At 44.0% G+C, this 22,028-nt stretch carries 27 protein-coding genes; 11 read left to right on the top strand and 16 right to left on the bottom strand.

Going from position 1 to position 22,028, the window contains the following annotated elements; translation table 11 throughout:
- Nucleotides 1-12: 12 nt before the first annotated feature.
- From GF309_14980 to GF309_14960, 5 genes are all read left to right on the top strand, one after another.
- On the top strand, nt 13-201 hold the full coding sequence (locus GF309_14980) for a ribbon-helix-helix protein, CopG family (GenBank protein MBD3160081.1): 189 nt from the start codon (nt 13-15) through the stop codon (nt 199-201).
- Between the two features lie 76 nt (nt 202-277).
- The gene (locus GF309_14975; protein ID MBD3160080.1) at nt 278-808 is read left to right on the top strand and encodes a hypothetical protein; all 531 of its coding nucleotides are present in this window, start codon (nt 278-280) and stop codon (nt 806-808) included.
- 3 nt (nt 809-811) lie between these two features.
- Complete coding sequence (locus GF309_14970) at nt 812-1,498, top strand: ATP-binding cassette domain-containing protein (GenBank protein MBD3160079.1); 687 nt, start codon at nt 812-814, stop codon at nt 1,496-1,498.
- 96 nt (nt 1,499-1,594) lie between these two features.
- Nucleotides 1,595-2,422 carry a hypothetical protein gene (locus tag GF309_14965; GenBank protein MBD3160078.1) on the top strand — a complete coding sequence of 276 codons (828 nt, stop codon included), beginning with the start codon at nt 1,595-1,597 and terminating at the stop codon, nt 2,420-2,422.
- Nucleotides 2,423-2,591: 169 nt separating this feature from the next.
- The gene (locus GF309_14960; GenBank protein MBD3160077.1) at nt 2,592-2,816 is read left to right on the top strand and encodes a hypothetical protein; all 225 of its coding nucleotides are present in this window, start codon (nt 2,592-2,594) and stop codon (nt 2,814-2,816) included.
- 59 nt (nt 2,817-2,875) lie between these two features.
- Here GF309_14960 and GF309_14955 read toward each other — a convergent pair whose 3' ends face one another.
- The 4 genes from GF309_14955 to GF309_14940 form a co-directional block, all read right to left on the bottom strand.
- Nucleotides 2,876-3,418, bottom strand: a complete 543-nt coding sequence (locus tag GF309_14955; protein MBD3160076.1) for a hypothetical protein — start codon at nt 3,416-3,418, stop codon at nt 2,876-2,878.
- Between the two features lie 14 nt (nt 3,419-3,432).
- Complete coding sequence (locus tag GF309_14950; GenBank protein MBD3160075.1) at nt 3,433-3,846, bottom strand: hypothetical protein; 414 nt, start codon at nt 3,844-3,846, stop codon at nt 3,433-3,435.
- A 331-nt stretch (nt 3,847-4,177) separates the two neighbouring features.
- The gene (locus tag GF309_14945; protein ID MBD3160074.1) at nt 4,178-5,158 is read right to left on the bottom strand and encodes a hypothetical protein; all 981 of its coding nucleotides are present in this window, start codon (nt 5,156-5,158) and stop codon (nt 4,178-4,180) included.
- A gap of 2 nt (nt 5,159-5,160) precedes the next feature.
- Nucleotides 5,161-5,649: an NUDIX domain-containing protein gene (locus GF309_14940; protein MBD3160073.1), complete on the bottom strand. Its 489-nt coding sequence runs from the start codon at nt 5,647-5,649 to the stop codon at nt 5,161-5,163.
- Between the two features lie 155 nt (nt 5,650-5,804).
- Between GF309_14940 and GF309_14935 the strand changes: the two genes are divergently transcribed.
- The 5 genes from GF309_14935 to GF309_14915 all read left to right on the top strand — a co-directional run bounded on the left by GF309_14935 (nt 5,805) and on the right by GF309_14915 (nt 9,747).
- Entirely contained in the window at nt 5,805-7,253 is a 1,449-nt protein-coding gene (locus GF309_14935) for a hypothetical protein (GenBank protein ID MBD3160072.1), read from the top strand.
- A complete protein-coding gene (locus GF309_14930) occupies nt 7,250-8,332 on the top strand; it encodes a histone deacetylase (GenBank protein MBD3160071.1) in 1,083 nt (360 codons plus the stop codon). The genes GF309_14935 and GF309_14930 overlap by 4 nt, the downstream gene beginning before the upstream one ends.
- 88 nt (nt 8,333-8,420) lie before the next feature.
- Nucleotides 8,421-8,717, top strand: coding sequence for a 30S ribosomal protein S26e (locus tag GF309_14925; protein MBD3160070.1), 297 nt, complete (start codon nt 8,421-8,423; stop codon nt 8,715-8,717).
- Between the two features lie 78 nt (nt 8,718-8,795).
- On the top strand, nt 8,796-9,386 hold the full coding sequence (locus GF309_14920) for a hypothetical protein (GenBank protein ID MBD3160069.1): 591 nt from the start codon (nt 8,796-8,798) through the stop codon (nt 9,384-9,386).
- A gap of 16 nt (nt 9,387-9,402) precedes the next feature.
- Nucleotides 9,403-9,747, top strand: a complete 345-nt coding sequence (locus GF309_14915; protein ID MBD3160068.1) for a PadR family transcriptional regulator — start codon at nt 9,403-9,405, stop codon at nt 9,745-9,747.
- A 75-nt stretch (nt 9,748-9,822) separates the two neighbouring features.
- Here GF309_14915 and GF309_14910 read toward each other — a convergent pair whose 3' ends face one another.
- From GF309_14910 to GF309_14875, 8 genes are all read right to left on the bottom strand, one after another.
- Entirely contained in the window at nt 9,823-10,518 is a 696-nt protein-coding gene (locus tag GF309_14910) for a hypothetical protein (GenBank protein MBD3160067.1), read from the bottom strand.
- A 68-nt stretch (nt 10,519-10,586) separates the two neighbouring features.
- Nucleotides 10,587-12,260, bottom strand: a complete 1,674-nt coding sequence (gene lysS / locus GF309_14905) for a lysine--tRNA ligase (protein ID MBD3160066.1) — start codon at nt 12,258-12,260, stop codon at nt 10,587-10,589.
- 45 nt (nt 12,261-12,305) lie between these two features.
- Nucleotides 12,306-14,180 (bottom strand): FtsX-like permease family protein, encoded by a 1,875-nt coding sequence (locus GF309_14900; GenBank protein ID MBD3160065.1) that lies wholly within the window; start codon nt 14,178-14,180, stop codon nt 12,306-12,308.
- Nucleotides 14,173-14,922, bottom strand: coding sequence for an ATP-binding cassette domain-containing protein (locus GF309_14895; protein MBD3160064.1), 750 nt, complete (start codon nt 14,920-14,922; stop codon nt 14,173-14,175). Before GF309_14895 ends, GF309_14900 begins: the two co-directional genes overlap by 8 nt.
- Nucleotides 14,923-14,992: 70 nt before the next feature.
- Nucleotides 14,993-15,754 (bottom strand): winged helix-turn-helix transcriptional regulator, encoded by a 762-nt coding sequence (locus GF309_14890; GenBank protein MBD3160063.1) that lies wholly within the window; start codon nt 15,752-15,754, stop codon nt 14,993-14,995.
- A 76-nt stretch (nt 15,755-15,830) separates the two neighbouring features.
- Nucleotides 15,831-16,373 carry a hypothetical protein gene (locus tag GF309_14885; protein ID MBD3160062.1) on the bottom strand — a complete coding sequence of 181 codons (543 nt, stop codon included), beginning with the start codon at nt 16,371-16,373 and terminating at the stop codon, nt 15,831-15,833.
- 70 nt (nt 16,374-16,443) lie between these two features.
- On the bottom strand, nt 16,444-16,920 hold the full coding sequence (locus GF309_14880; GenBank protein ID MBD3160061.1) for a hypothetical protein: 477 nt from the start codon (nt 16,918-16,920) through the stop codon (nt 16,444-16,446).
- A gap of 29 nt (nt 16,921-16,949) precedes the next feature.
- Nucleotides 16,950-17,957 (bottom strand): hypothetical protein, encoded by a 1,008-nt coding sequence (locus GF309_14875; GenBank protein MBD3160060.1) that lies wholly within the window; start codon nt 17,955-17,957, stop codon nt 16,950-16,952.
- Between the two features lie 247 nt (nt 17,958-18,204).
- On the opposite strand from GF309_14875, the gene GF309_14870 reads away from it, so the two are divergent.
- Entirely contained in the window at nt 18,205-18,807 is a 603-nt protein-coding gene (locus GF309_14870; protein ID MBD3160059.1) for a hypothetical protein, read from the top strand.
- Here GF309_14870 and GF309_14865 read toward each other — a convergent pair.
- From GF309_14865 to GF309_14850, 4 genes are all read right to left on the bottom strand, one after another.
- Nucleotides 18,804-19,322 (bottom strand): hypothetical protein, encoded by a 519-nt coding sequence (locus GF309_14865; protein ID MBD3160058.1) that lies wholly within the window; start codon nt 19,320-19,322, stop codon nt 18,804-18,806. The genes GF309_14870 and GF309_14865 overlap by 4 nt on opposite strands.
- 123 nt (nt 19,323-19,445) lie before the next feature.
- Complete coding sequence (locus tag GF309_14860; GenBank protein ID MBD3160057.1) at nt 19,446-19,967, bottom strand: hypothetical protein; 522 nt, start codon at nt 19,965-19,967, stop codon at nt 19,446-19,448.
- Nucleotides 19,964-20,845, bottom strand: coding sequence for a hypothetical protein (locus GF309_14855; protein MBD3160056.1), 882 nt, complete (start codon nt 20,843-20,845; stop codon nt 19,964-19,966). The genes GF309_14860 and GF309_14855 overlap by 4 nt, the downstream gene beginning before the upstream one ends.
- Before the next feature lie 59 nt (nt 20,846-20,904).
- A complete protein-coding gene (locus GF309_14850; GenBank protein MBD3160055.1) occupies nt 20,905-22,005 on the bottom strand; it encodes a hypothetical protein in 1,101 nt (366 codons plus the stop codon).
- Nucleotides 22,006-22,028 lie beyond the last annotated feature (23 nt).

The raw sequence follows: 22,028 nt of genomic DNA, 5'->3' as shown, positions 1-22,028 counted from the left end.
AGGACCGCAAAGATGGACATAATTACAGTAAAGATGAACCAACTTTACATCAAATCGCTGGACAAACTCGTAGAAATGGGAATGTATCCCTCACGTAGTGAGGCTATACGAGTTGCGATTCGAGATTTGTTGCAGAAAGAGCTATGGCCTGAAGAAGGAATGCCAGCAAAACGAGAGCTACGGGCTGAAGCATCTGAATAGGATTTCCATCTGAAACAGTCAACACAATATACTTTAATCAATATGATACATAGACAGGAAACGGGGCAAGAGAATAATGAATCTAGGAATTCTTGTGAAGAGCATGAAACTGGCCTTTCGGTCGAAGAAGCGAGTCTTCTCATTCATTGTGATTTATGCAATCCTATTTGTGCTTGTAGCCAAAGGGATCCAAAGCTCAGCTGGGACCCTTCTTGAAATGTTCTTGTGGCCCCTCACCGCACTAGTCGTTGCAACGGTCTATGCCATACTAATCTCGCAGTTTCGTAAACGAGACGTAAGCATTCTGAAATGTGTCGGTTGGACAAATCATGATGTTATGCTCTTGGTTGTTGGCGAAGTAGTTGTTGTTTCAATAGCTGCCTTCTTTCTTGTTTTCCAAGCCAGCGTTGAAGTTCTCGGACTTGTTGCCTACTTCGAGGGGTTGGATACGGGGCTTCTACAAATGTTGGTGGACCTCATTGCTGTTGAATGGTGGCCAATGGTAGTTACTCTCATCTACATTGTTGTACTTCAGCTGCCAGGTGTCGGTCTTGCACACTATCGAATGATGAAGATACCACCCATGCAAGCATTGAGGGAGGAATAGAAAATGACGAATCCAATCTTGAGAGCGGAAGAAGTAAACAAAGAGTATGGGTCAGGCAAAAAGACAGTGGCCGCATTGAAAAATGTGAATATTGAAGTGACGCCTGGTGAATTTGTGGCTGTGCATGGACCATCAGGATGTGGTAAATCCACCCTATTGCATGTCATGGCCGGTTTAGAGCAACCAACTTCAGGACGTATTCTCATTGATGGCGTCGATGTCACATTGGTCAGTGAAAGGGATCTTCCACGCCTAAGAGCCCAAAAGATTGGTTTTGTCTTTCAATCATTTCTCCTCATCGAAGATTTAACCTCCTTTGAAAACGTACAATCAGTTCTCTGGCCTGATGAGGAAATGAATAAGAAAAACCAAGAATCCAAGGCGCTTCGAGTCTTACGAGAAGTAGATATGTTGGAACGCAAAGATCATTTCCCACGCCAACTGAGCGGTGGTGAACAGCAACGAGTAGCCATAGCTCGTGCACTTGTCAATAATCCACCGATTCTCTTCTGTGATGAACCAACAGGTAATCTCGACTCAGAAAGTGGCGAGAATATCATGAAGATTATTGCCAAGCTAAACAAGGAAAAGGAAATGACGGTGATTCTAGTTACACATGATAGAAGCTTGGCAAAATTCGCCGAGAGGATTCTCCATATGAAAGATGGCGTAATTACTTCTGACAAGTAGAGAAGCACATGTAGAAAACAGCTGATGCTTCGTAATAGCCAATACTTTAGAGCAGCAAAGAGAGTTCCTCTAAGAAAGAAGAGTGTGTAGAAATCCATGGCTATTGAGGATTGTAAGAAGGCTCAATCTATTGCAGAAGCAAAAGCAAACGAAGGCAACAATGAGCTAGCTATGGAATTGTTCTATAGAGCTGCTGAATGTTGGAACCGCTGGGAATCATTCGTTAAAGCTGCTAAAGCGTACGAAAGGGCATATGAGCACGGTATGCTCTGCCATGATTGCAATGCCGCAATTGACTATCTGTTGAAGGGAGCAATGGCATGGATCCGGCAAGGCGAATATGAGAAATTTGAGCTTGATTATCAAATAGCTGCAGAGGGACATATTATGGCTGCGGAAAAGGACAAGAATCCACATCATTTCATTGATGGAGCGTTCTGTGCTATAGTTGGAGGAGACATAGATCTCGCTAAAGAGCTCATTCATGCATCAGTAGAGACATTGAAGGGGACTGCAAAGGAGAAAACTAACCTTGCCTTGATGCTTCTCGAATATCAATTTGGAGATGCCCATAGATATATCCAATCTGCCTTAACAAGAGTACTTGATAGGGGCGGAGTTGAAGAAATCCAACAAATCTTTACACTAACTTTCGAGGGTTTTGTACGAACCTCTTTGGAATCCGAAGCAGCTGTTACTGTTGCTAGCCTTTCAGAAAGCACGGGATTATCAAAGGATAAGGTGGAATCACTAGTAAGGAGAGGCACGAGAAATGGACACATTCCTGCATTTCTTGATGAGGAAACCCTTGAGCTCATTGTTGATACGGACCGATTTGATTTATCGAGGTTAAGAAGAAGAAAGGGGCCAATTCAAAGCCGTGAACTAGAGGACCCAGGAGCATGGGACATGGATTTAGAGTGATTTTTCGAGAAAATGCCTGTTTTTCTGCGCTTTTTGGTCTTGTTAGAGTATGAAAACTAGAAAGATTTTTACTGTGCCTAAACCCGTTAAGACTGCAAATGGCAAACATGCAATAACGTTTTTAGTATGGATGTAGAATTGCGCAATAACTCGTCTGGTGATATAAATAATGCCTAGTGATTCCGGTGCAAAGTGGCTTCGATGTCCAGTTTGCAAGAAAACAATATACTGGAAGTTACCAAGTAAAGCCCTAAAAGAGGTCGAGCGCTTTCCAGCACCGATAGTAATCAAGCACGACGATCATTGCCTGATCATTTACGTTGATAGTCATTATCAACTAGCAGATACCGAAGTTGCGGTAGCTTTTATCGAAGGGAAAGGCGAAGAGGAATAGCTGAATATCGTTTCCTCCTTTGTAGCGTATTCTTAGATCAATATGCAAGAATCAGATAGCTAAATTTTGTCAAGACCGTTATCCAAAGCCCATTCAAGAACTTGTTGAGCTTGAGAGCTGGATAGTCTCCATCCCCGCAAATTAGACACCAGTTTTCGAATCCCACTAAGCCAGTCTCGAAGCACATTATTGACTCTAGCCCGAAGCGAATGGTCCTCAAGTTTCTCAATAATCGGCAGAAACTTGTCGACCAGACTTTGAGACAGAGCCAATATGGTTTCAACTCTTGCCAGCCATTCCTCCCTCGGAAGACCGTCAAGGGTTTGTGCCACAGCAAGATGATAGTCATATTGTGAGGTTAGGTATCGTAAACGCCAGCTTAAAGCTTCAATGAGTAAAGTGCGATGTGCATTGCTTGGAGCTGTTTTTACTACTAAATCGAGAAAACGTTGTGTCATGGCATCAGCAGACTGACTGGCATCGAAGTAAAGAGCCATCGCCTGTTGATATTCTTGGCTCGCCAGATAGCTTGCAGCTTCTTCAGAGGCATTCTTGAACCGCTGGATGACCTCCTTTGTTGGCTTACCTTCTGTGTATTCCATCTTGGTCACTCGCACTACTGCCGCTGTTGGTGAAGGTGATGAAGCTCGGTCTCCAAGACCATATCGAGCGTGTCCAACCAAGTTCGAAATTCGTTCATTTTATCCTCTGGAAATCCAGAGAAGTAACCTTCCCAGATACATCTATCACTGAGGGGACAGAATCCTGTTGAGTGTATGAGTTTCAGCTTGAGATTACGCATCCGTTTGAGTAGAAGATGGGAGGCGTCCTCAAATGAATCTATTGCGATACATACACGGAGTAAAGCAATCTCAGGATCTTCAATAGGAATCAATCGAATAAATTTGCTTCGTGTTCCAATCAGTAGGATACTCTCGCCTTCATTGATTCCCACATCATTTTGTAGCTCCCCGAGGTCGATTTTGCCATCCAGTACCGTAGTCAGGATGCCTTTCGTAAGCTCCTTCATTTATAGCACACTCCTTGCCCACCCTTTCGTAAATCAAATTCTCTACATCCATAGCCAATGTCACTCCGTTCAATGGGTTTCATTGTACCAACAGCGACATTCCTGTAATCAAGCAATTGCGCACTAACGAGCTCAGGTTCTCGATGTATACAAATACAATTCTATTCAACCTTAATAAATTGAATATGCTTATCCCTGCTTTTCAACCAATTGTTTAATCTAAGGAATCCTCCACATAAAGCGAGTCCAAATAAGTCAATGGTCGACTCTGGTCTATCGACGCCTTCAGAAAATCTACGGGCAATACGTAACTATGTTGTAGGAATAATACCTAGAGGGGTGGTTTGTTAAGACGCTTGTACTCGTCGGTTGCGTTCGTCCAGTTAAGAAAGTCTTGGCTTGGCGGCTTCTCTTCGTACAACTGCCTTCTGTGTGCTTCGAGGCAATTGACATTCTTTCCCGCGAGCTCAGCCATAGAAAGAACATCATGTCCCACTTCGTCTGCTGCATTCTTTACGGGCTTTAGCCAATGATTCCAGGTGAGCGACCGCATAAGATGATGATCCACAACAAGCTTTCGCGAATTATTCGCAAGCGCAACTAAACAGAAGAGAGCGGTGCTTCGGGCATCATCACCAAACAAATGCTTTGGCAAGTAAATCGGTGGACCACCAACTAACATTGCATCAGGTTCAAGAGACAACAGATGGGGCAAGCTTTTCTTGTTCGATGGTCCCTGGATATCCGGAGCAAATACGACCCTCACGTTGTCATACTCAACACAGGTAGCAACCACATAGCCTAACGGAGTTTCATCAGGTCCATGAGGCAGCGGCTCAGTGTATACCACAGTGGTATCACCAAAATCGAATTCTTTGCCATCTGTCCAGACCAGTTCCTCGGCAGTATCAGCCACATGTTTCCTGAAATAGTAGGCTCTTTTGCGTTGGGAGGGGTTAATATGGTCACGATGATCCTTAATTAGAACTCGCTTATCCTCAAACATGCGAATCGTTTCTTCTCGCGAGCTGAAATTATAGCGGTAGTTTGTATATGTTGGTCGAACATGGTCGTAATGATAGTGTGATATTGAAAGCACATCAGACTCTCTTGCCAATGAGACTATGTCTGCAAGAGATTTTTCTAATGCTTCATATTCTAGAGGGTGTGGCTCTAAACCAAAACGCATTGCCAAACCAGCTGACGGGTCAAATAGAATACTAACATCAGGAGTTGTAATATGGGTGCACAGCGATCGTACACCCATGCTCTCGGCCGCTACCGGATGAATTTTGATATCTCCTATTATCAAAACTATACCTTCCGAAAATACTCCAGTACATAGCCAGGTTCTAGGTTCACAAGCTCAGCCTCGTATGTTCGAGTCAATGAATTATCTAATTCAAATGCCATGAACATTTGCCAATCACTAGGCAAGAATTCATCTTTTTTCGCCCTAATATCATCCACACTAAAGAGAACCATCGTTCCTTCACGATGGTCTTCTTCAAAATCGTGAATCACTGCACTGCCAACGAAAATCAAAAAATGCTGTAGGAGAGTTCCCGCTGAATCAACAAGGCGTTCAGAAACGACTCCACGGTATTCGTATTTTTCTACAGATGTAGCCTTTGTCTCTTCTTTTACCTCTCTAATTGCCGCTTTCCTGATATGTTCACCAGGTTCGATTTTGCCACCAACAAAGCTGAACAGATTTTCATACGGAGCCTTGTTTCGTTTGATAAAGATATACGACGCATCGCATTTCAGAATCGTAATAGCAATGGGAGTAATGAGAGGCACCTTTCATCTTCTCCTATGTAACCATATGAATTCGACTACTTAGAAGGAGTGGACTGTGATTTAAACGTAAATGGTTTTTCACCTAACAAGTACTAGAAAGCATAAAGCTAAGATTCAAAGCGCATTGACTGTCTTCTTTTTGCTGGGTCGCAATAGTGGGTAATCTACTGGACAAAGACATCAGGCAAAGAATTCTAGAAGAAATCACACCCACAGAAGAAGAAATTCGTAATCAGAAGAAGATGATAGCCAAGCTATCAACGCAACTCAAAACGTATGGCAAAAGATTGGAAATCAACTACGAATCAATAGAAGCCCATGGTTCCACTGGAAAGAAACAAACACAGCTTAAGGGTTCATCAGACATTGATTTGTTCGTAACATTGAATCCGAAAGACTACCGCAAAATCATTTCCCTGCCCGAGGATAAGAGAGACAGAAAGCTTTCTGAAGTATTAGATGGATTTGTTGAGAAATGGTTTTATCCTGCATTACAAGAACTCGAGCCAACAAGAATTCAGAAAAGCTATTCGGAGCATCCGTATCTTTCGCTCCAGTTGGAGGAGCAGGAAATTGATGTTGTCTGCTGTTTCAAACTATCAAAAGATGAGATTGCCTCCAAAGGACCGATTACAGCAGTAGATAGAACACTTCATCATACAGAGTATGTGCTCAAGCATTTGAAAGGGACAATGCGTTCAGATATTCGGATACTCAAATCGTTCGTTAGAGCCGCGCATGTTTACGGAGACAAATGCGCTGTCGGAAGAATGGGTTTCACAGGATATGCACTTGAGCTCCTGGTCACAAATTTTGGCGATTTCGAAGGGGCACTAGATCGGATAATAACTCTGGAGAGAAATCCTGTTGACCCAGCAAATAGGTCACTCGATGAATTGAAAAAGAAACAGGAATTCCGTGATGACCACATATTCATCATCGATCCAACTGATCTTGATAGAAATGTAGCCTCAAGTTTCGATTCGAGAGGTTACAAGTGGCTTAGGCTTCGCTCTAGAAACCTAATCAATGCTGTAGAAAAGCAGAAAGATAAGGAACTAATACAATTCCTGCTTGAAGACGATATTCCTACGGACCCATTGCCAGATTGGTTCAAGCCACACGCAATCGCTGTCGAGTTTCAGTCTCAACAAATTGCCCACTACACGATTTTAAGAGACAAGCTGTATAAGCTAACAAAAAAGATTGTTGACCGAATGGAAAAAGAAAGGACGGGTGAGAAAAGATTCGGAAAAACAATAGGAGAAGTGTATTTCGAGGAAGATAGGTATGCCCTTGGCTTCCTTGTTGAAAGAGCCAGTATCTCGCCAGAATATGATCGAAGAGGACCACCAATAGAGATGGAAGAAGCTTGCAGGGAATTCTCCAAGGCAAACGCTAACGTTTTCGAGCAACATGGCCACTTGTGGTCCAAGGAAAGAAGAGAGTTCCAATCAGCAGATGCATTCTTGAATCACGTCATTAAAGAAGAAAACATAGAGGGATTGAGACCGGTGCAGCAATCTACTGTATCGGATAGAGTTTTGAATACGCTTTATCAGTACGTCATGAAGGTAGAGGATTTCCCAGTAGAAGAGAGGTGACCAAATTGACTGGAAAAGATTTGAGAATAGTAACCAACAGAGACATCAGCCTTCACCAAGCACCGTTCCCAAAGCCACATCTGGAGGCATTCGAAACACCGCTGAGGATAGATGTTATCGAGGACTACTTACTCAAGAGTGGTTTCATTACCGCTTCAGACATCGTAGAAGTACCCCGTGCGTCACCTCGAGATGTGCTTGAAGTTCATACATCCTATGTTCTGGACAGCGTCGCAGTCATGAGTGACCTTGGTAGCGGCGTACTAGGAGAATCAGCATATGCAAGTCCGGGGCTGTTGAGAAGTGCGCTTGGTGCAGTAGGAGGTGCTATTGGAGCAATGGAGAGGGTAACTCAGAGAGAGACGAATCATGCATTTGCACTCATAAGGCCACCAGGTCACCACGCTTCAACATCATCGCCGATGGGACTCTGTTTCTTCAATAACGCATCTATTGCCGTCGAGCAGGCCTTCCACCACGAGGAGATAGATAGGGTTTCTATACTTGATTTTGATAATCATCATGGTAATGGAACTTCGGAGATATTCTATTCCGAAGACAAAGTACAGTACATCTCCTTGCATGAATATGACTATGATATGTGCGGGACGGGCCACTACAATGAAGTAGGACATGGTGAAGCCGTAGGGACGAATGTAAACATCCCGCTGGTCGATGGATCCCCGGATGTTTCATACGAAGAAGCTATTGAAAGAATTGTCATACCATCCATCGAGAGATTTGAGCCATCGCTAATTGCGGTTTCAGCAGGCTATGATTCTCACTATGCAGATCCTGTCGGTAACATGAATGTCGATTCAAGCACCTTTTGGCGATTTGGAAAAAAGGTGGATTACCTTGTTGAAGAGACTAGTGCATTGGGCTCGTTCTGGGTCCTAGAAGGAGGTTATAACCCGCTTGTTCTTGGCCTCTCCGTTGAGGCGAGTTTACGTGGTCTCAAGGGAGAAAAAATGCCGGTCCGTCGAGACCAGATAGAAAGGACTGCAAATCAAGATGCAATCAAACGAAACAGGGACATCATAGATATTGTCCAAGAGACAGTTGAATTACACCGGTAACTAGCCTTTCAATTATCACACTAACTTAGCTGAAAGTCAAAGATTTTAAGAGGGCAACCGCAGAACAACGTAACAGAGGAACGTAATAGTGGCAAAGAAAAGACGATCCGGCGGAAGAAGTAAGAACAAGTCGGGCAGAACAGGAACAGTTCAATGTTCAAAATGTGGAGCAGTTGTTCCTGCTGATAAAGCGAAGAAGTATACAAGAACGGTATCTCCTGTAGATCCTCAGCTCGCTCGTGAGCTGCGTAAACAGGGAGCATACATACGGACAAGCAGAAGAACAGAATATTATTGTGTTAGTTGTGCTGTTCATTATGGCAAGGTGAATATCCGCTCTGAAGAGGATCGAAGAGATCTGAACGATAGATACCACAGGCGATAGATTTCAAATCCACAATGCTATTTGCGTCTGAACCAGCTTTAAACATATAATGCCCCCCATTGATAGTGGGTATGCCGTATGTTGAATGCTGTGTTCCTCAGGTTTCTCCTATATTTTCCGAACATGCCGACCAAAGGAGATTTCCTGCTTCGGGACCTTCCGGGTTCAGGCAATCGAGTGGATGTGCTCTGTAGGTGTCTTTCTGCTTGTTTTGGATGGGCACCAACAATAATCCCATCCAATGAAATAGAACTTCGTGCAGTTCTTTCAGATGAGCTGACTTTGCAGTTTCACAGGCCTGAAAGAGCAGAAGATATGGCAGAAACTGATTGGGCGAAAGACATCAGAGAAAGTCTCAATGGCAATCAACCAGAGTACATCTCCATTGATGATTTGGACTTCGAACAGAATATACAGCAGCTGGTCAATGATTCGTCAACAAATGTATGGCTTCTTCATGAGAAAAGTGAGAACAGCACCAAAACCTGGAATCCTGCTCTGCAGAACAGCTTCATCTTAGGTGACCACAAAGGTTTTGACTCACACTCACTCAAAATAATAAGAGAGTGTGGTATTCCCGACCTTTCAATCGGGCCGCTACCGTATCTGGGTAGCCATTGTATTGCTACGGTTATCGCAGAAGCAGAAAGGAGGAAGAATAGTGTCTGACGAAGAACTTATAGAAATGAAAGATTCACCAAAAGCAATTGATAGGCTCGTAGATTCAAATACGAAAGGAATGCTTTGGATCTATATACTTCGTCTATTGCAAGAAAGACCACATTACGGATATGAGATAAAGGAGCTTGTAACGGAGAGATTCGGATTCTCTCCTGCTACCGTAAGTGGATACGCGATTATCTACCGACTCAAAAGAGATGGACTAATTGAGGAGCAAGAAGGAAACGAAAGCACGCGGAAATACTATGGAATTACCAACAGGGGTAGTAAGGCCATGAAAGAAGCTAAGAGATTCTTTCAAACGACTCTTGACACTGTTTTTGATATGACATCCTTGGATGAAGAGTAGACTACATACACACATTCTGCCATGTAGTGCTACTCAGAATCTATCTACACTGTTTCTAATCCACCAAGCCCGGATTTACGAAGCCGCAATGCGTGCTTCGATTTGCTTCTTTGCATAGCTCAGTCTCTGTCCGACAGTGATATGAGAGAGAAGCCCAGCTACGACAACGAACAATGCCAAGATGTTTGGAATATCTAACGTTAGGATTACGAAATCAGCAATGGACGAGGGGAAAAATGTCATGAGTTGCACCCAGAGATTGGTTTCGGGTATAGCTAATAGGACTATTCCAAGCATTACTAGGATGAGCTTCTCTTGGCGCTCTGCAAGCCCAACAGCACAATCGTCCATGCCACCAACGGATTCTGCTTTAGCACGGGAAAAGCTTGCCATTATCATACCGAATAATGTGAAAAATCCCCAGAACCAAGGAACGTACTTTTCTGCTGAACCCACTGGACCCAACATAAGACCCAGAATGAAAAGAAACTCTGCATATCTATCCAATGTATGATCAAAGGTAGCTCCAAAGGGAGTAGCCAAATCAGCAGCCCTAGCAACGGCACCATCAAACATGTCAAGCACGACCGCGAAAATCATAATTGCCAAACCAATGAGCAGTGATCCCAGATAGAAGAAATATGTACTAATCAGGGCCACAAGAACAGTCAACCCGGTAATCATGTTTGGCGTGATACCAGTTCTTGCAAGGGCTCTTCCTACTGGCGTCATAGCTCGCTTATACTGTTCCCGAAGTTTTCCTAGTACCATTTGTTATTCCTGTCCTCTATCGTATGCGGCGCCATTTGAATAAGCAATATACATCTTACGGAGGGGTATTAGTTTCCCTTCAAAACCTCCTCTAGTCGTTCAACTACCCACTCTCGGCCCAGGAGATTTATGAACGGGCCCAGCCTAGGTCCATGTCTACGTGAAATCAGGAGTTTATAGAACACACCAAATGCTTTACCAACTTTGAGACCGATATCTCGTGCATTCTCAAAAACTGCACTCTGAATTTCTTCATCTTCCAGGGGGCCTCTCTGAAGCAAATCCAGCATTTCCTCCAAGAACTTTCTTTCTTCTGAAGATAGCTTCGCGCTGAATTCGTCTGGTACAGTTTCTCGGATTTTCAGCTTATCACGATCTGAACCAAATTGATTTACCCAATTCTTTGCTCGTTGTAGCCGGATTTGTATTTGCGAGATAGCTTTTTCAGACACACGGTCGATATCGTATTGCTTTTTGATAGCTTCTTTACATCGGCTTATAACAACCTCAGGACCTAGGAACTCTTCGAGTTGAGAGACTTCCTTTGCAAACTTGAACGGAAGTTTGGGGCAATAGCTATCCCGTACAGGATGAACTTGCGTTAGAGGATACACCAATTGAGCTACCTCCATTTCTTCTTCAGTCCCCTCTTCAAGCCCGTAGTACAGACGTTCAAATCTATCGTATTCATCAATGAGGTCAGGCAATCTCTCAGGTTCTATGTTTATTGCACGCCTTAAATCGGTCTTGAGCATAAGATATCTGTAGACCTCTGGGGGAGCGATTTCAGACCATGCTTTGGGAGTGAAAACAATACCTTCAGAAGTGGCCATATCGCGACCGCCAATTCTGACCCATTCATAAGCGACCTTCACGGGACCCTGCTCACGAAAGACCCTATGTGAGACCTCTAGGCCTGTATCATATGAACCACCTTTTACCGAATGGTCTTTTCCAGCCGGCTCACATGTGACATCGTAGATATGCCATTTGGCTGGCCAATCAACCCTCCATGTCAGTTTGACTTTGACTTCATCAAGAGGCAGTGTATCTGAATAGCCGCATTCCTGACACTCGAAGCTCACAAGATCCTGCTCTTCATCATAATCTGTTATTCTATTGGGTTCGATTGCACCCTTTGTGCCGGACTGAAGATGTCCACATTTGGGACACACGACCGAAGCAGGATACCATGATTTCATAGCTTCCAGATATTCCGCTCGCTGTTCTTCGTCAAAGTCACTGGCTACATATTCAACCATTATTTCCCGGATAGTGTCAGTATGACGAAGACATGTTCTAACAGCAGCCAGCATTTCCTCAGTTTCGTAGATTCTGCTTGTCCAAACAACATCTGGGTCCACCCCAAAATCGGAGAAAGACTCTATCAGTTCATTGGCATAATGGGCACCAAAGCTTTCGCAGCACCCAAATTCATCAGGGATCTGTGAATATGGAATACCGGACCATTCATCTATCGGAAGGGAAACCCCATCAGGAAAAGAGCGGATGGGATCATAGTCATCAACAACAAACATCATCCTTGCGTTTTTACCCAAATCTTGAAGTCTTCGCGTAATCACATTAGCGATGACCAATTCCCGCATGAAACCAATATGAATGCTACCGCTTGGACTCTTGCCCGTAGAGACTAGGTACTCATCAGTATCACGTTCTAACACTTCTGAAACAACGTCATCAATCCAGTGAATCGAGAATTCTTCTTCGGCTTGCGGGGGCATTCTTCATCCTCATGTTCGGGCTTTAAGATTCGCCTAAATACGTTCCTAAATAGAAAATTCGGATACTCTCAGATTTCGGGATTCAGAAGTAAATAGGAGATATACTGGAATAGCAGCCAGAACTACAACTAGACCCACCGCCAGTAACATTACTGCAACAGAGGTAGGAACATATAGAATCGTTGGAACTGCAGCTTCTGGGACAAGAAGGTAGATGCTGAAGAGAATTGCTCCAAATATGGCAGGAATTCCTGCTTTCATGCCAATTTCCAATCCTTCGGCAATCATCGTGCGAGCAATGAAACTTGGTTTTGCACCAATAGACCGCATGATGATATAATCTCTCAATCTGCCAAATACAGACACAAGCAAGTAGTTCACCAGACTCAAGAACGCGCTTGCTAGGGCCATTATTGCTAAGGGTTGTAGAAGACTCCAAAGACCAGCAACATAATCGATATTATCTTCAAGTGTTTCTTGTTGGTGATGAACAGCGAATCCATAATCAGAAGCGATGTCCTCGATTTGAGAGAGAATTGATGAATCATATTCATCAAGCTGCATCAAAAAGAGGTTGGGACCAGACACGTCCCAAATGTCCTGCATCTCCGAAAAAGAAATCATCGCTGCCATGCCCCCATTCAGTATGTCAAAGGCAATAGCCCCCACATCGAATGATGCGCCTGCAACACCTAAACTCTGAATCATAGGATCTTCAAATAGAGTATTCGCCATTCTCCCACCGATTGCAGTTTTCCTAGTTCCAGCGAATTCGTCAAGAGAAAGCTGTTCCTCTTCACCCTCGAAGTACCAGTCAGATATGCTGCTTTGCCAATCCACGCCCATTATTAGTGCAGAACCAGTTCTATCTTCGCCAATAAGTTCATACTCGTTCGTTTGAGGGTTCCAAATGTAAGCTGACCCCTCGGAGACACTAGTATAATCAACAAGCCGAGACTCTGATTGGATAACTCCGCTCATATTCTCAAGTTCAGTCACCAATTCATTCGGTATCAAATCGGCTTCATCCAAATAACTGAAAGAATCGTTCAGCGTACTACCAGAAAAGGAATATGCAGAATAATACCTATCTAGCAGCTCTTGATTTCCTATTGCAACAACATTAGTCCCCATTGCTCTTGATACATAGGCATCTGTAGTTGTTTGTACAACACCGCCGCCAACCCAGAGCAATGATGCAAGCGCAATACTCAAGCCAACAGCAACCAATGTTTTCTTTGATCCTGCAATTTTTCGACCAACACCTCGTGTTGCTACTCTGAAAGATAAACCAAAGGAATCAAAGAAGCCTCTGTTGTGAACGGTTGTAGCTGCGTTGGGATTCATCGCAGAAATAGGCGACTCATGTACAGCATCATAGATTGGTTTCTGGGCAGCAAAGTAGCCAGCACCAATGTAAATCAGTGCCAAGATCAGCAACTGAAGCCAAGGGAAGTTGAAAGTAAACTGAATACTAGGTACGACACTGCCAAGCCATATCATTCCAGCCAAGTAGAAAATGGTACCAAGGGAAAATCCGAGTACAAGACTACTAACTATCAGAATCATTGCCTGAGCCATGAAATGATCGAAAACAGTATCCATTAGGGTTCCAATTGACTTCATTAATCCAATATCTTTCCGTCTACTGCTCATTTCTAGTGAAACGGTACTGGTCACTACAACAGCACCAAGAAGAAGGACAAGTATCAATGAGGCCCATATGAATCCTTCAAAAAACACGGTTAGAGAAGAGGTTGAGGCTTCGGAAGTTATCAAAAAGGTGATATCTAGCAACACATTACCAAACAGGAACAAGAAGACGGTGGCTGCGACAACCGTGGTCATGGTTGCCATGACAAGAGCGGTACGGAGAGGCCTCCGCTTCAGATCCTGTGATGCATAGTCCTGCCTACTCATGCGGTCTCAGCGCCCCATTTTTCATTTCATATCTACGAGCGTCAGGAAGAGACAATAGCCGATGGTCATGAGTCATCGTAACTACTGTCTTACCTTCATGATTCAAGGCGGTTAGCAAGTCTCTTACCATCGTTGCACTTTCCGCATCAAGGTTCGCGGTAGGTTCATCCGCAAGAATCACAGGTGGATCATTAGCCATTGCCCGAGCTATAGCTACTCTCTGCTGTTCTCCTGAGCTCATCTGCCAAGGAAGGTGGTCTTCGCGCTCAGACAGTCCTACTCGCTTGAGAAGATTGGAGGCTTCAGAGCGTATGGTGCTGAGTTTTCGCTCAGACAACTGCATAGGAAACATCACATTTTCGAGTGCAGTTAGCGTTGAAATCAAGTTGTAGCTTTGGAAAATGAAGCCAGTATAAGTCAGCCTGAAGGTGGCTCTGAAGGCCTCATCATAATCGCCTATTGGCACATCCATCACGTATACTCTGCCAGAGGAGACACAGTCGATGCAGCCTATGATGTTGAGTAAGGTTGTTTTCCCCGAGCCTGAAGGTCCGCTAATTGCAACGAATTCACCCGGAGTAACTTCCATGGTCACATCCTGTACTGCTTGAATCTCGTGCCCATCGAGGTCGTAAATCCTGGATACATTATCTAGCCTAATAGCATAATTGGCACCCTCTAAGTCATCCAAGTCAAGCTCAGTATCCGCTTCATCGCTTCCTAGTATAGTGTCTTCATCCATGCTCTTCCGTCTCCACCGTCTGTGGTTTAACTGAAATCATCTATGTGTCATTATTGGATATAACTCAATACTACTCCAGAGCAAGGCCCAAATCGGCAATTGCTTTTACCGCCCATTCCTTAACAACCAAGGGCTTTTCTCTGCCGAATACCTTGAGCTTCTGAACGATATCCGCATCCAAGAGACTACTCACATAGTATGAAACCAAACTCTTGTCCAATGAAAGAACTCGACTGAGTTCTGCTTGTGTAATTTCAGATTCAGCCAAACACTGTTGGATAATAGAACGTACAGTTGCATTGCGAATCAAAGCTGCCAGTTCCATATTCCGTTCTTCGGACGTGAAACCATCAATAAAGAGATGGCGAGTGTTACCCATTCTGTGTGAGACTACCAATCCTGCTTCTTCTAAATTAGAAAGATGATATTGAAGTGCACCCATAGCACAATCTAGGTGGCGCCTCAATTCCCGAAGGTGAATACCGGGGAAATTCTCGATTTCATGGAGAATCCTAGCCCGCAGAGTATCATGTTTGTCTTCTCCTGCATCAACCGAAATAGTTCCAATAATCAATAGAGACGGGATGATGCTACCAAGAGTGTTGGTTATGGTATCTTCTAGTATTACTGATGTGCCCGTCTTCATCGATGAGAAACCGAAATCACAGTCAACGGTTGCCTGTTGCATGGTCGCAATCTCGCTAATTTCATTAGCTGAAATAGCTGTCGATCCATTCTGAACAGTAAAAATCAAGAAGACTGCAAGCCCCGACATCATGAGAGCCATTACTGTCGCAGCCAGAAGTCCTTTATTTCTTGTTCCAACACTCATTGCTTTTAACCAAGTAGCCAATAGGAGTATCTGCAATTAAGCGATATGTTTGTTACATTGCTGTACATATGGAGGCCTATCCTCGTGGAGGATAGCTCATCTTAATATGGAAAGTGCAGGCTTCATCACCCATTGCCATACACATTTCTTCTTCAATCTCCAGTGTCTCATACTCTATTCGATTGTAGTCCGTAAGGTATTCCATAATTGATTCAATGAAACCTCGTAAGTAATAACAAGCTGGTTCCTCTGAATCCATACCAGAAGCGTATGGGTTTTCCTTGATTTCGATTATAGCTTCTTCATCGAGAAATAGCTTGTAGAGTTTAGCTATCTCAATCTCTCCAAAAGGCACTATGAGACGTTCTAAGGCCATTTTGATGAATTCAATTATACCTTTGAAATCACCAGGAGGGGTTTGTTCTCCTATTTTGAAATACTCCCTTTGTGCCTCCAAGCCTGCTAGCCTTCCAGCGCTATAGTAAAGGTCCCTGACGCGATCAGGGAATAGAACCTCAATTCTCGCACCGAGCTTTGTCCAAGTTTTCGCGAAGAAGGCCTTCATGAGTTCATTAGAATCAAGTCGACCTTTCCACCATTCAATGACTTCATCTGACATCGGGAGCACTCCTTACTAAGTGATACTGCCATCTCATATGTGCTTTATTGTGATTACCACACTTAAGACATCACCAGACGAGACGCACATTCCATGTACAGCGATCAGAGCCCGTTGCTCGAGACATCTCTTGGAAGACTTTGGCATCGACGCCCTTGAGCTCCAAGATTGCCTCCAGAATACCGCTGAAAATCTCACCGTACCCAAATCCCCTCATCCCTTCAAGATGAACATCCTGACACCATACACATTCTTCGTCCGTGATTCGTACGCTTCCGCGGGCGGTATCCATATCAATCTCATCGGGCCTTCTATCATAAAGCTCTCTGAAAACTACCTCTACTAACTTTGACACGTCTTCCCTAGTCTGGATAGTCTCTTTTGTATTCTGAGCGACTTCGGTATTTAGATATAAATTGGTTGAGATGCTTCGGCCTACTTCTCGGAGTTCATCATTAGCTTCTTCAATACTGTCGGTCGTGGCCAAGACCTTGTCAACGATTCGAGAGTACAAAGTTACCAGTAAGGGATTTCTGACTCTAACCATTTTGGGATTACCTCAAACCTAATTGTAAATTACAGAGTCTTGCCAATCATGACAAGACCTTCTTTCCGGTATTTAGCAATTACTCGAATAACCTTGCTGAGAGGCTCTTCAGTTGCCTCAGCAATCTGTTCTGGTGTATGATTCCCATCACAGAGACTAATTATGTTCCGATCTTCTGTATCAACTTTCGATTCCTTGCCTTTGTAATGGGGACACTTGACAAACCGACCCATTGTGCGTTCGCCCCCTTCAGCTCTCTCTGCGCGAGGCAAATCAACAATCCGCTTTGCGGCAGCCCAACGCAACAATTCCATGATTCGTTCATGGGGTTGTAGCATAGCATCAGCGATATCCTCGACACTGGTTCTATCATCAACAAGCATCAAGACATCAAAACCGAAATTACGATACTTCTCTTTCATCTCTTTGTACAAGTCCGAGTCTAGAGACAATGCATGAGAGTATTTATCGTGACGCTCTGGTATAGTATCTGGCTTAACATTGAAATCTCCTGGTTTTAGCTCCTCTTCTGGCTCAGGTTCTGGTTCAGCTTCTTCTTCGAGTTCTTTTTCTACAGGTTCTGCCTGAGGAGCTGGTTGAGGTTGAGCTTCGGACGGGGCTGGTTCTGTTTCCGTGGAAGCTGCCTGTATTGCAATACTCTCCAAAACCTCCAAATTAGATTCCGCGGACTCCTCAAATTCATCAGGTGGAGGGGGGAGCTCAATGCCTTCTAGTAACCGAAGCACATTCTTTGTTTTAGCTATTGCAAGTCCAAGCTGCAGTTCCGGTTCATAGAGAACTGTAAGAATCCAGTTGCTATCAACCGGGGATAATACGACAAGCCCTCGTTCGGTATCAATAGTCATGAGACGCAAATCAGACTCGTAGAGAGCGATACTGTCCTTTACTCGTGGGAAAAGCTCATCAGGAAATGAGAAGCTAACAAATGGTCTGCCAACCTTCGTCATTAAGGAATAGCCAAGCACCTGTTCGTCGAATCTAAGCTTGGATAGAGCTCGCTCTAAATCACTAGCCATTTTATGTGCACCTCTTCGGGGGCAGTAGGACAGACATCAACCCGGATCTGCATTGCAATGCATCGGCGGCAATCTGAAAAGCATTGCGGTCAAGTCCTCGCCATGATAACAGTTTCAATCGGTCCTAATCAATGTAAAGGTGATATACCGGATATCAACATCAGTAAAACGGTAATGTCATACTGACAAAAGATTAAGAGGGGGCAATAATCACTCGGGTAGTACCAGAGAAGGTGGATATCACAGAATGAGAAACCTAATGGGGGCGATCACCTCAGTTGTGCTAGGATCGTATTTGGCAGTCGCACTCATGCAAGTAAGTGTTCCCGCATATCCGTCACCATTTGATACAATCGGGTTTCTTATTGCTGGAGGAGCTACACTCAATTCAGCGATATCGGTTATCCTGAATTCGAATGTAATCATAACCTACATTTCCATCTGGTTAATCGCTGGAATCATAGCAGGCATTTTTTCTGTATCAGAAGGCAATACTATCAGGACCGCTTTGTGGATAGGGGGGATTATCGGGGTGCTGTCAGTTTTATCGGTATTTTTGCAGAATCCGTCAATGTGGTTTGGTGACATGCTTGAACGAAATTCGTTTCTTTTATCTCAGTTCATTCAAGCTATGCCCACGGCAATTCTGTCAGTTCCAACTGCTGCACTTGTAGTCCATATCAAGGGAAGATTGGTAACTGAAGAAGAACCTGAGCCGCCTAAGCAAATCCGTACTGTATGCGAGTGTGGAGCCATCTACAAATCGAAACCTATGTTGTGTGCAGAATGTGGACGAGTTCTCCATGGTTCAGATACTGATATACCAAAACAAGAAGAAATCCATTCCTAACGTTTTCGAGTGATTGCTCCTCCCAAGACACCGCCAATAGTTGCTCCAATTATCGGGTAGATTGTTGCTTCTAAGAGGATCTGAAGAATGATTAGAGAAGCTGTACCAAAGATGGCGGCAAAATCAACACCTGGAGATATGAAGAAAACAAGCAACCAATTCAGAACAGCTCCTACAACAACAGCGAAAATTGATGCCATAACCGCATCTGGAATCCCGCGTGCTACAAGACCAGCCACCAATCCTGCAGTACCCCATGCCAGAAACATGAGAACACTGGCACCTTGAGCTCCGAAACCAAGATAAGAGCCCAAGCTGGTTGAGCCTAAAGCACTTGGAAAAAGAACGGTGCTTGTAATGGCAATTTTTAGCTCAAGGTCATTTCGTGTCAAGAAATCTGTGACTACTACTGAATCGATGACATCTTCTGGTACGAAGGTGCCGAAAGCAAGAATAGCAAACACAATTGCATAAGCTGTTACAAGACCAATGATGATGCCAAGTTTCTGTCCCAAAATTTAGGTCCTCCGTGCTTACAGAGATTCTTCCAACACCTACACATTTAGGGTTATTCTATACGGCCTTATTTGTAAAATGAAAGAGAACCGAAAATCATCCACCAAGGACAATTCCATTTATTAAATGGATTTGATTGTCCAAATACATGTTTCATCGCCCACAGCCTGACAAGACTCTTGATATGATTCACCCTTGAACCCGCGTAGATCAAGTACTGCCTGAAATACCCCACTCACGAGGTTGCAGTATTCCAAGCCAGGCATATCAGTTATTTCAACATCTTCACAGATTGGGCAATTGTTGTCCGTAAATTTAATCGTATTCTTGTCATCGCTAATCCAGATATCGGAGAAATCGTGGCCTGAATTAACCTTGTAGGCTAGATTAAGCGTCGATGCGAATTCATGAAATTCCCCTGCATGCTCACGTATTTTCTCCGCGTAGTCCATGAGCAAATGTTCACCTACACGAAAACCAATTTCCTTCAATTGGTGATTGATTACATCCACATTTTCGGATTGTTGAATTAGATGATTCATCAATTCTCTATACACCGATTGGAACAGTGGTTTAGCAACTTTATCAATTTTCAAGGCCCAAGCCAGTCTTCCTTTCAACCCCATAATATCAACCTCATTCATTTCTGTTGTATTCTATTCGTACGGACGAACTTCACGCTCTTGCCACGATAAGGAACGATAGCCTGCAAAGCCTGGAAGTACTGCAGGTTCAATTCTTCAGCGATTTCCTGAACTGTATGATTGCCATCACAAAGCTCAAGAACCTCTCGATGTTCCCGCTTTGCTTTTCCGAAATCGCCGCTGAAAACAGGGCATTCTACAATTTCTCTAGCTCCCGTCTCCTGTTCTGATGGACATTGTACCCAGACGACCTGTCTTGGCACAAGCCATTCAACTAAAGGAATAATCCTGTCAACTTGCTTGTCGAGCAATTCAGCTATCTGGAATATGGTCCGTTTCTCATCTACCATGAGAAGAACATCCAAGGCTAAATTGCCGAAATGGTCAGTCATGGCTTTTCGTAGTTCAGAATCGCTCATGGTAGCTTGACCATATTGCTCACCTTTGTGAACAATACAGCCGTGCCGAACCGTAATATCCTGAGGTTCCTCGGATTCCGAGACTTCACCCACCGGCTCCGAGGTTTTCTCGGTAGAATCTACAGAAGGTTGAGGTGGATCCGGAAGATCGGTTTCTTGTAAATCCTCAACTACATCCCTTGTGCTTTGAAGCGATGCACCGAGGGGATTTTCGGGCACAAATAGAACGCCAAGCACCCAATTTGGGTCAACTCTCGAAAGAACAACCGTACCAGCGCTTGTTAGAACATTCACCATTCTTAATGATGATGAATGGGCCTTCATAGTTCCCTTGAGCTGCGGGAGTATGGTCTCGGGCATCGAGAATGACAGGAATGGCTCACCATCATTGGTAAATAGCGAATATGCACTGACCGATTCATCGAATCGCAGCTTCCCAAAGACGTGATCCAAATCCAAAGTCGTTCCACTTCCATCCGGAAGAATAGACTACTATTGACTATATTCCGGTTCTTTGTTTAAGTAGCTTTTCTGATTGGCTCTTGCATAGGTGGAGGATTCTCAAGAAAGGAAATGACATCCTGAAGCAAAGGATGTTCAGTAGTGGATGAGTTCACATAAAGAGCTGCAACTGAATTTGCCAACAACAACCGCTGTTTCGCATCAAGACCTAACAGAGTTCCAAGAATGGATCCTGCATTCCAAGCATCTCCCGCCCCACAAACAACTCGGCTTTCCACCTCAAAGGCTGGCACACTAGTGACCGAATCGGATGTGACCGAAGCGCTGTAGAAAGGGGTGTGCAAATCAACCCGAATAGCACATCTAGAAGCCACCAATTCAGCAGCCTTCAGCCATTTGTTTGGATCGTGTCTAGCTTTCAGCCAGTCAACATCATTCGAAGGAAGATTGTTCGCAAAATAACAGATTTCATTCTCATTTGCGCTCAGAATATCTACGAGTCCCTTCAGTAATACGCGTTTGACAAGGGGTTCAACAATGGATGGATTGCTAGAGGGATCTCCCATATCCATGAAAGTAAGTGCATCCGAATGTTCGCGAATGGCACTATAGAGGTCTTCAGCAAGAACAGGTGCATTCCGATTGTGGTTCAGACAGAGGAGCGCCACAAGGGGGCTCGCGTAGATACACTCAAAATCACTCTTCGTCAAGTCACTAAATTGAAAATTAGCTGCTGCCCCACTATCGCTTACCATTAGATTGACATCTCGTTTGTCATAGGTTGTTTCTATTGATACCGTGTGTGAAAGCGAGCCGTCTGTATGAACATGATCTAATTTAAGGTCTGGATGAACAAGAGTTTTCATGAGTGCCTTTCCCCACTCACTTGTTTTCACAATAAGACAAGGTGGAACACCAAGTGCCAATAATGCAGAAGCAGTATTAACCGCATTTCCTCCCCGTCGGATGAACTGATCGGTACCCATGAGATTCCCCCCACCTTGAGCTGCTAAGCGGTTCAAGCCATCTACGAATCTATCGTATGATGGATAAACTACATAGTGATCCACAAAGAAGTCGGGCAATACAACTGGACGACCAAAATCGAACGATTGAGAGAGCGTGTACAGTAAAGAATCAAGTTCCAGCCTTATCACCGCCGAAATGCAAATTCAAAGCG

The sequence above is a fragment of the Candidatus Lokiarchaeota archaeon genome, assembly GCA_014730275.1.
Classification (GTDB): domain Archaea; phylum Asgardarchaeota; class Thorarchaeia; order Thorarchaeales; family Thorarchaeaceae; genus WJIL01.
This window is presented reverse-complemented; position numbering and strand designations above follow the sequence as displayed.

What these genes read in the sequence shown, in the direction of transcription:
- GF309_14980 (MBD3160081.1), top strand. Translation starts at nt 13, where the DNA reads ATGGACATAATTACAGTAAAGATGAACCAACTTTACATCAAATCGCTG.
- GF309_14975 (MBD3160080.1), top strand. Translation starts at nt 278, where the DNA reads ATGAATCTAGGAATTCTTGTGAAGAGCATGAAACTGGCCTTTCGGTCG.
- GF309_14970 (MBD3160079.1), top strand. Translation starts at nt 812, where the DNA reads ATGACGAATCCAATCTTGAGAGCGGAAGAAGTAAACAAAGAGTATGGG.
- GF309_14965 (MBD3160078.1), top strand. Translation starts at nt 1,595, where the DNA reads ATGGCTATTGAGGATTGTAAGAAGGCTCAATCTATTGCAGAAGCAAAA.
- GF309_14960 (MBD3160077.1), top strand. Translation starts at nt 2,592, where the DNA reads ATGCCTAGTGATTCCGGTGCAAAGTGGCTTCGATGTCCAGTTTGCAAG.
- GF309_14955 (MBD3160076.1), bottom strand. Translation starts at nt 3,418, where the DNA reads ATGGAATACACAGAAGGTAAGCCAACAAAGGAGGTCATCCAGCGGTTC.
- GF309_14950 (MBD3160075.1), bottom strand. Translation starts at nt 3,846, where the DNA reads ATGAAGGAGCTTACGAAAGGCATCCTGACTACGGTACTGGATGGCAAA.
- GF309_14920 (MBD3160069.1), top strand. Translation starts at nt 8,796, where the DNA reads ATGTTGAATGCTGTGTTCCTCAGGTTTCTCCTATATTTTCCGAACATG.
- GF309_14915 (MBD3160068.1), top strand. Translation starts at nt 9,403, where the DNA reads ATGAAAGATTCACCAAAAGCAATTGATAGGCTCGTAGATTCAAATACG.
- GF309_14910 (MBD3160067.1), bottom strand. Translation starts at nt 10,518, where the DNA reads ATGGTACTAGGAAAACTTCGGGAACAGTATAAGCGAGCTATGACGCCA.
- lysS (MBD3160066.1), bottom strand. Translation starts at nt 12,260, where the DNA reads ATGCCCCCGCAAGCCGAAGAAGAATTCTCGATTCACTGGATTGATGAC.
- GF309_14900 (MBD3160065.1), bottom strand. Translation starts at nt 14,180, where the DNA reads ATGAGTAGGCAGGACTATGCATCACAGGATCTGAAGCGGAGGCCTCTC.
- GF309_14895 (MBD3160064.1), bottom strand. Translation starts at nt 14,922, where the DNA reads ATGGATGAAGACACTATACTAGGAAGCGATGAAGCGGATACTGAGCTT.
- GF309_14890 (MBD3160063.1), bottom strand. Translation starts at nt 15,754, where the DNA reads ATGAGTGTTGGAACAAGAAATAAAGGACTTCTGGCTGCGACAGTAATG.
- GF309_14885 (MBD3160062.1), bottom strand. Translation starts at nt 16,373, where the DNA reads ATGTCAGATGAAGTCATTGAATGGTGGAAAGGTCGACTTGATTCTAAT.
- GF309_14880 (MBD3160061.1), bottom strand. Translation starts at nt 16,920, where the DNA reads ATGGTTAGAGTCAGAAATCCCTTACTGGTAACTTTGTACTCTCGAATC.
- GF309_14875 (MBD3160060.1), bottom strand. Translation starts at nt 17,957, where the DNA reads ATGGCTAGTGATTTAGAGCGAGCTCTATCCAAGCTTAGATTCGACGAA.
- GF309_14870 (MBD3160059.1), top strand. Translation starts at nt 18,205, where the DNA reads ATGAGAAACCTAATGGGGGCGATCACCTCAGTTGTGCTAGGATCGTAT.
- GF309_14860 (MBD3160057.1), bottom strand. Translation starts at nt 19,967, where the DNA reads ATGAATGAGGTTGATATTATGGGGTTGAAAGGAAGACTGGCTTGGGCC.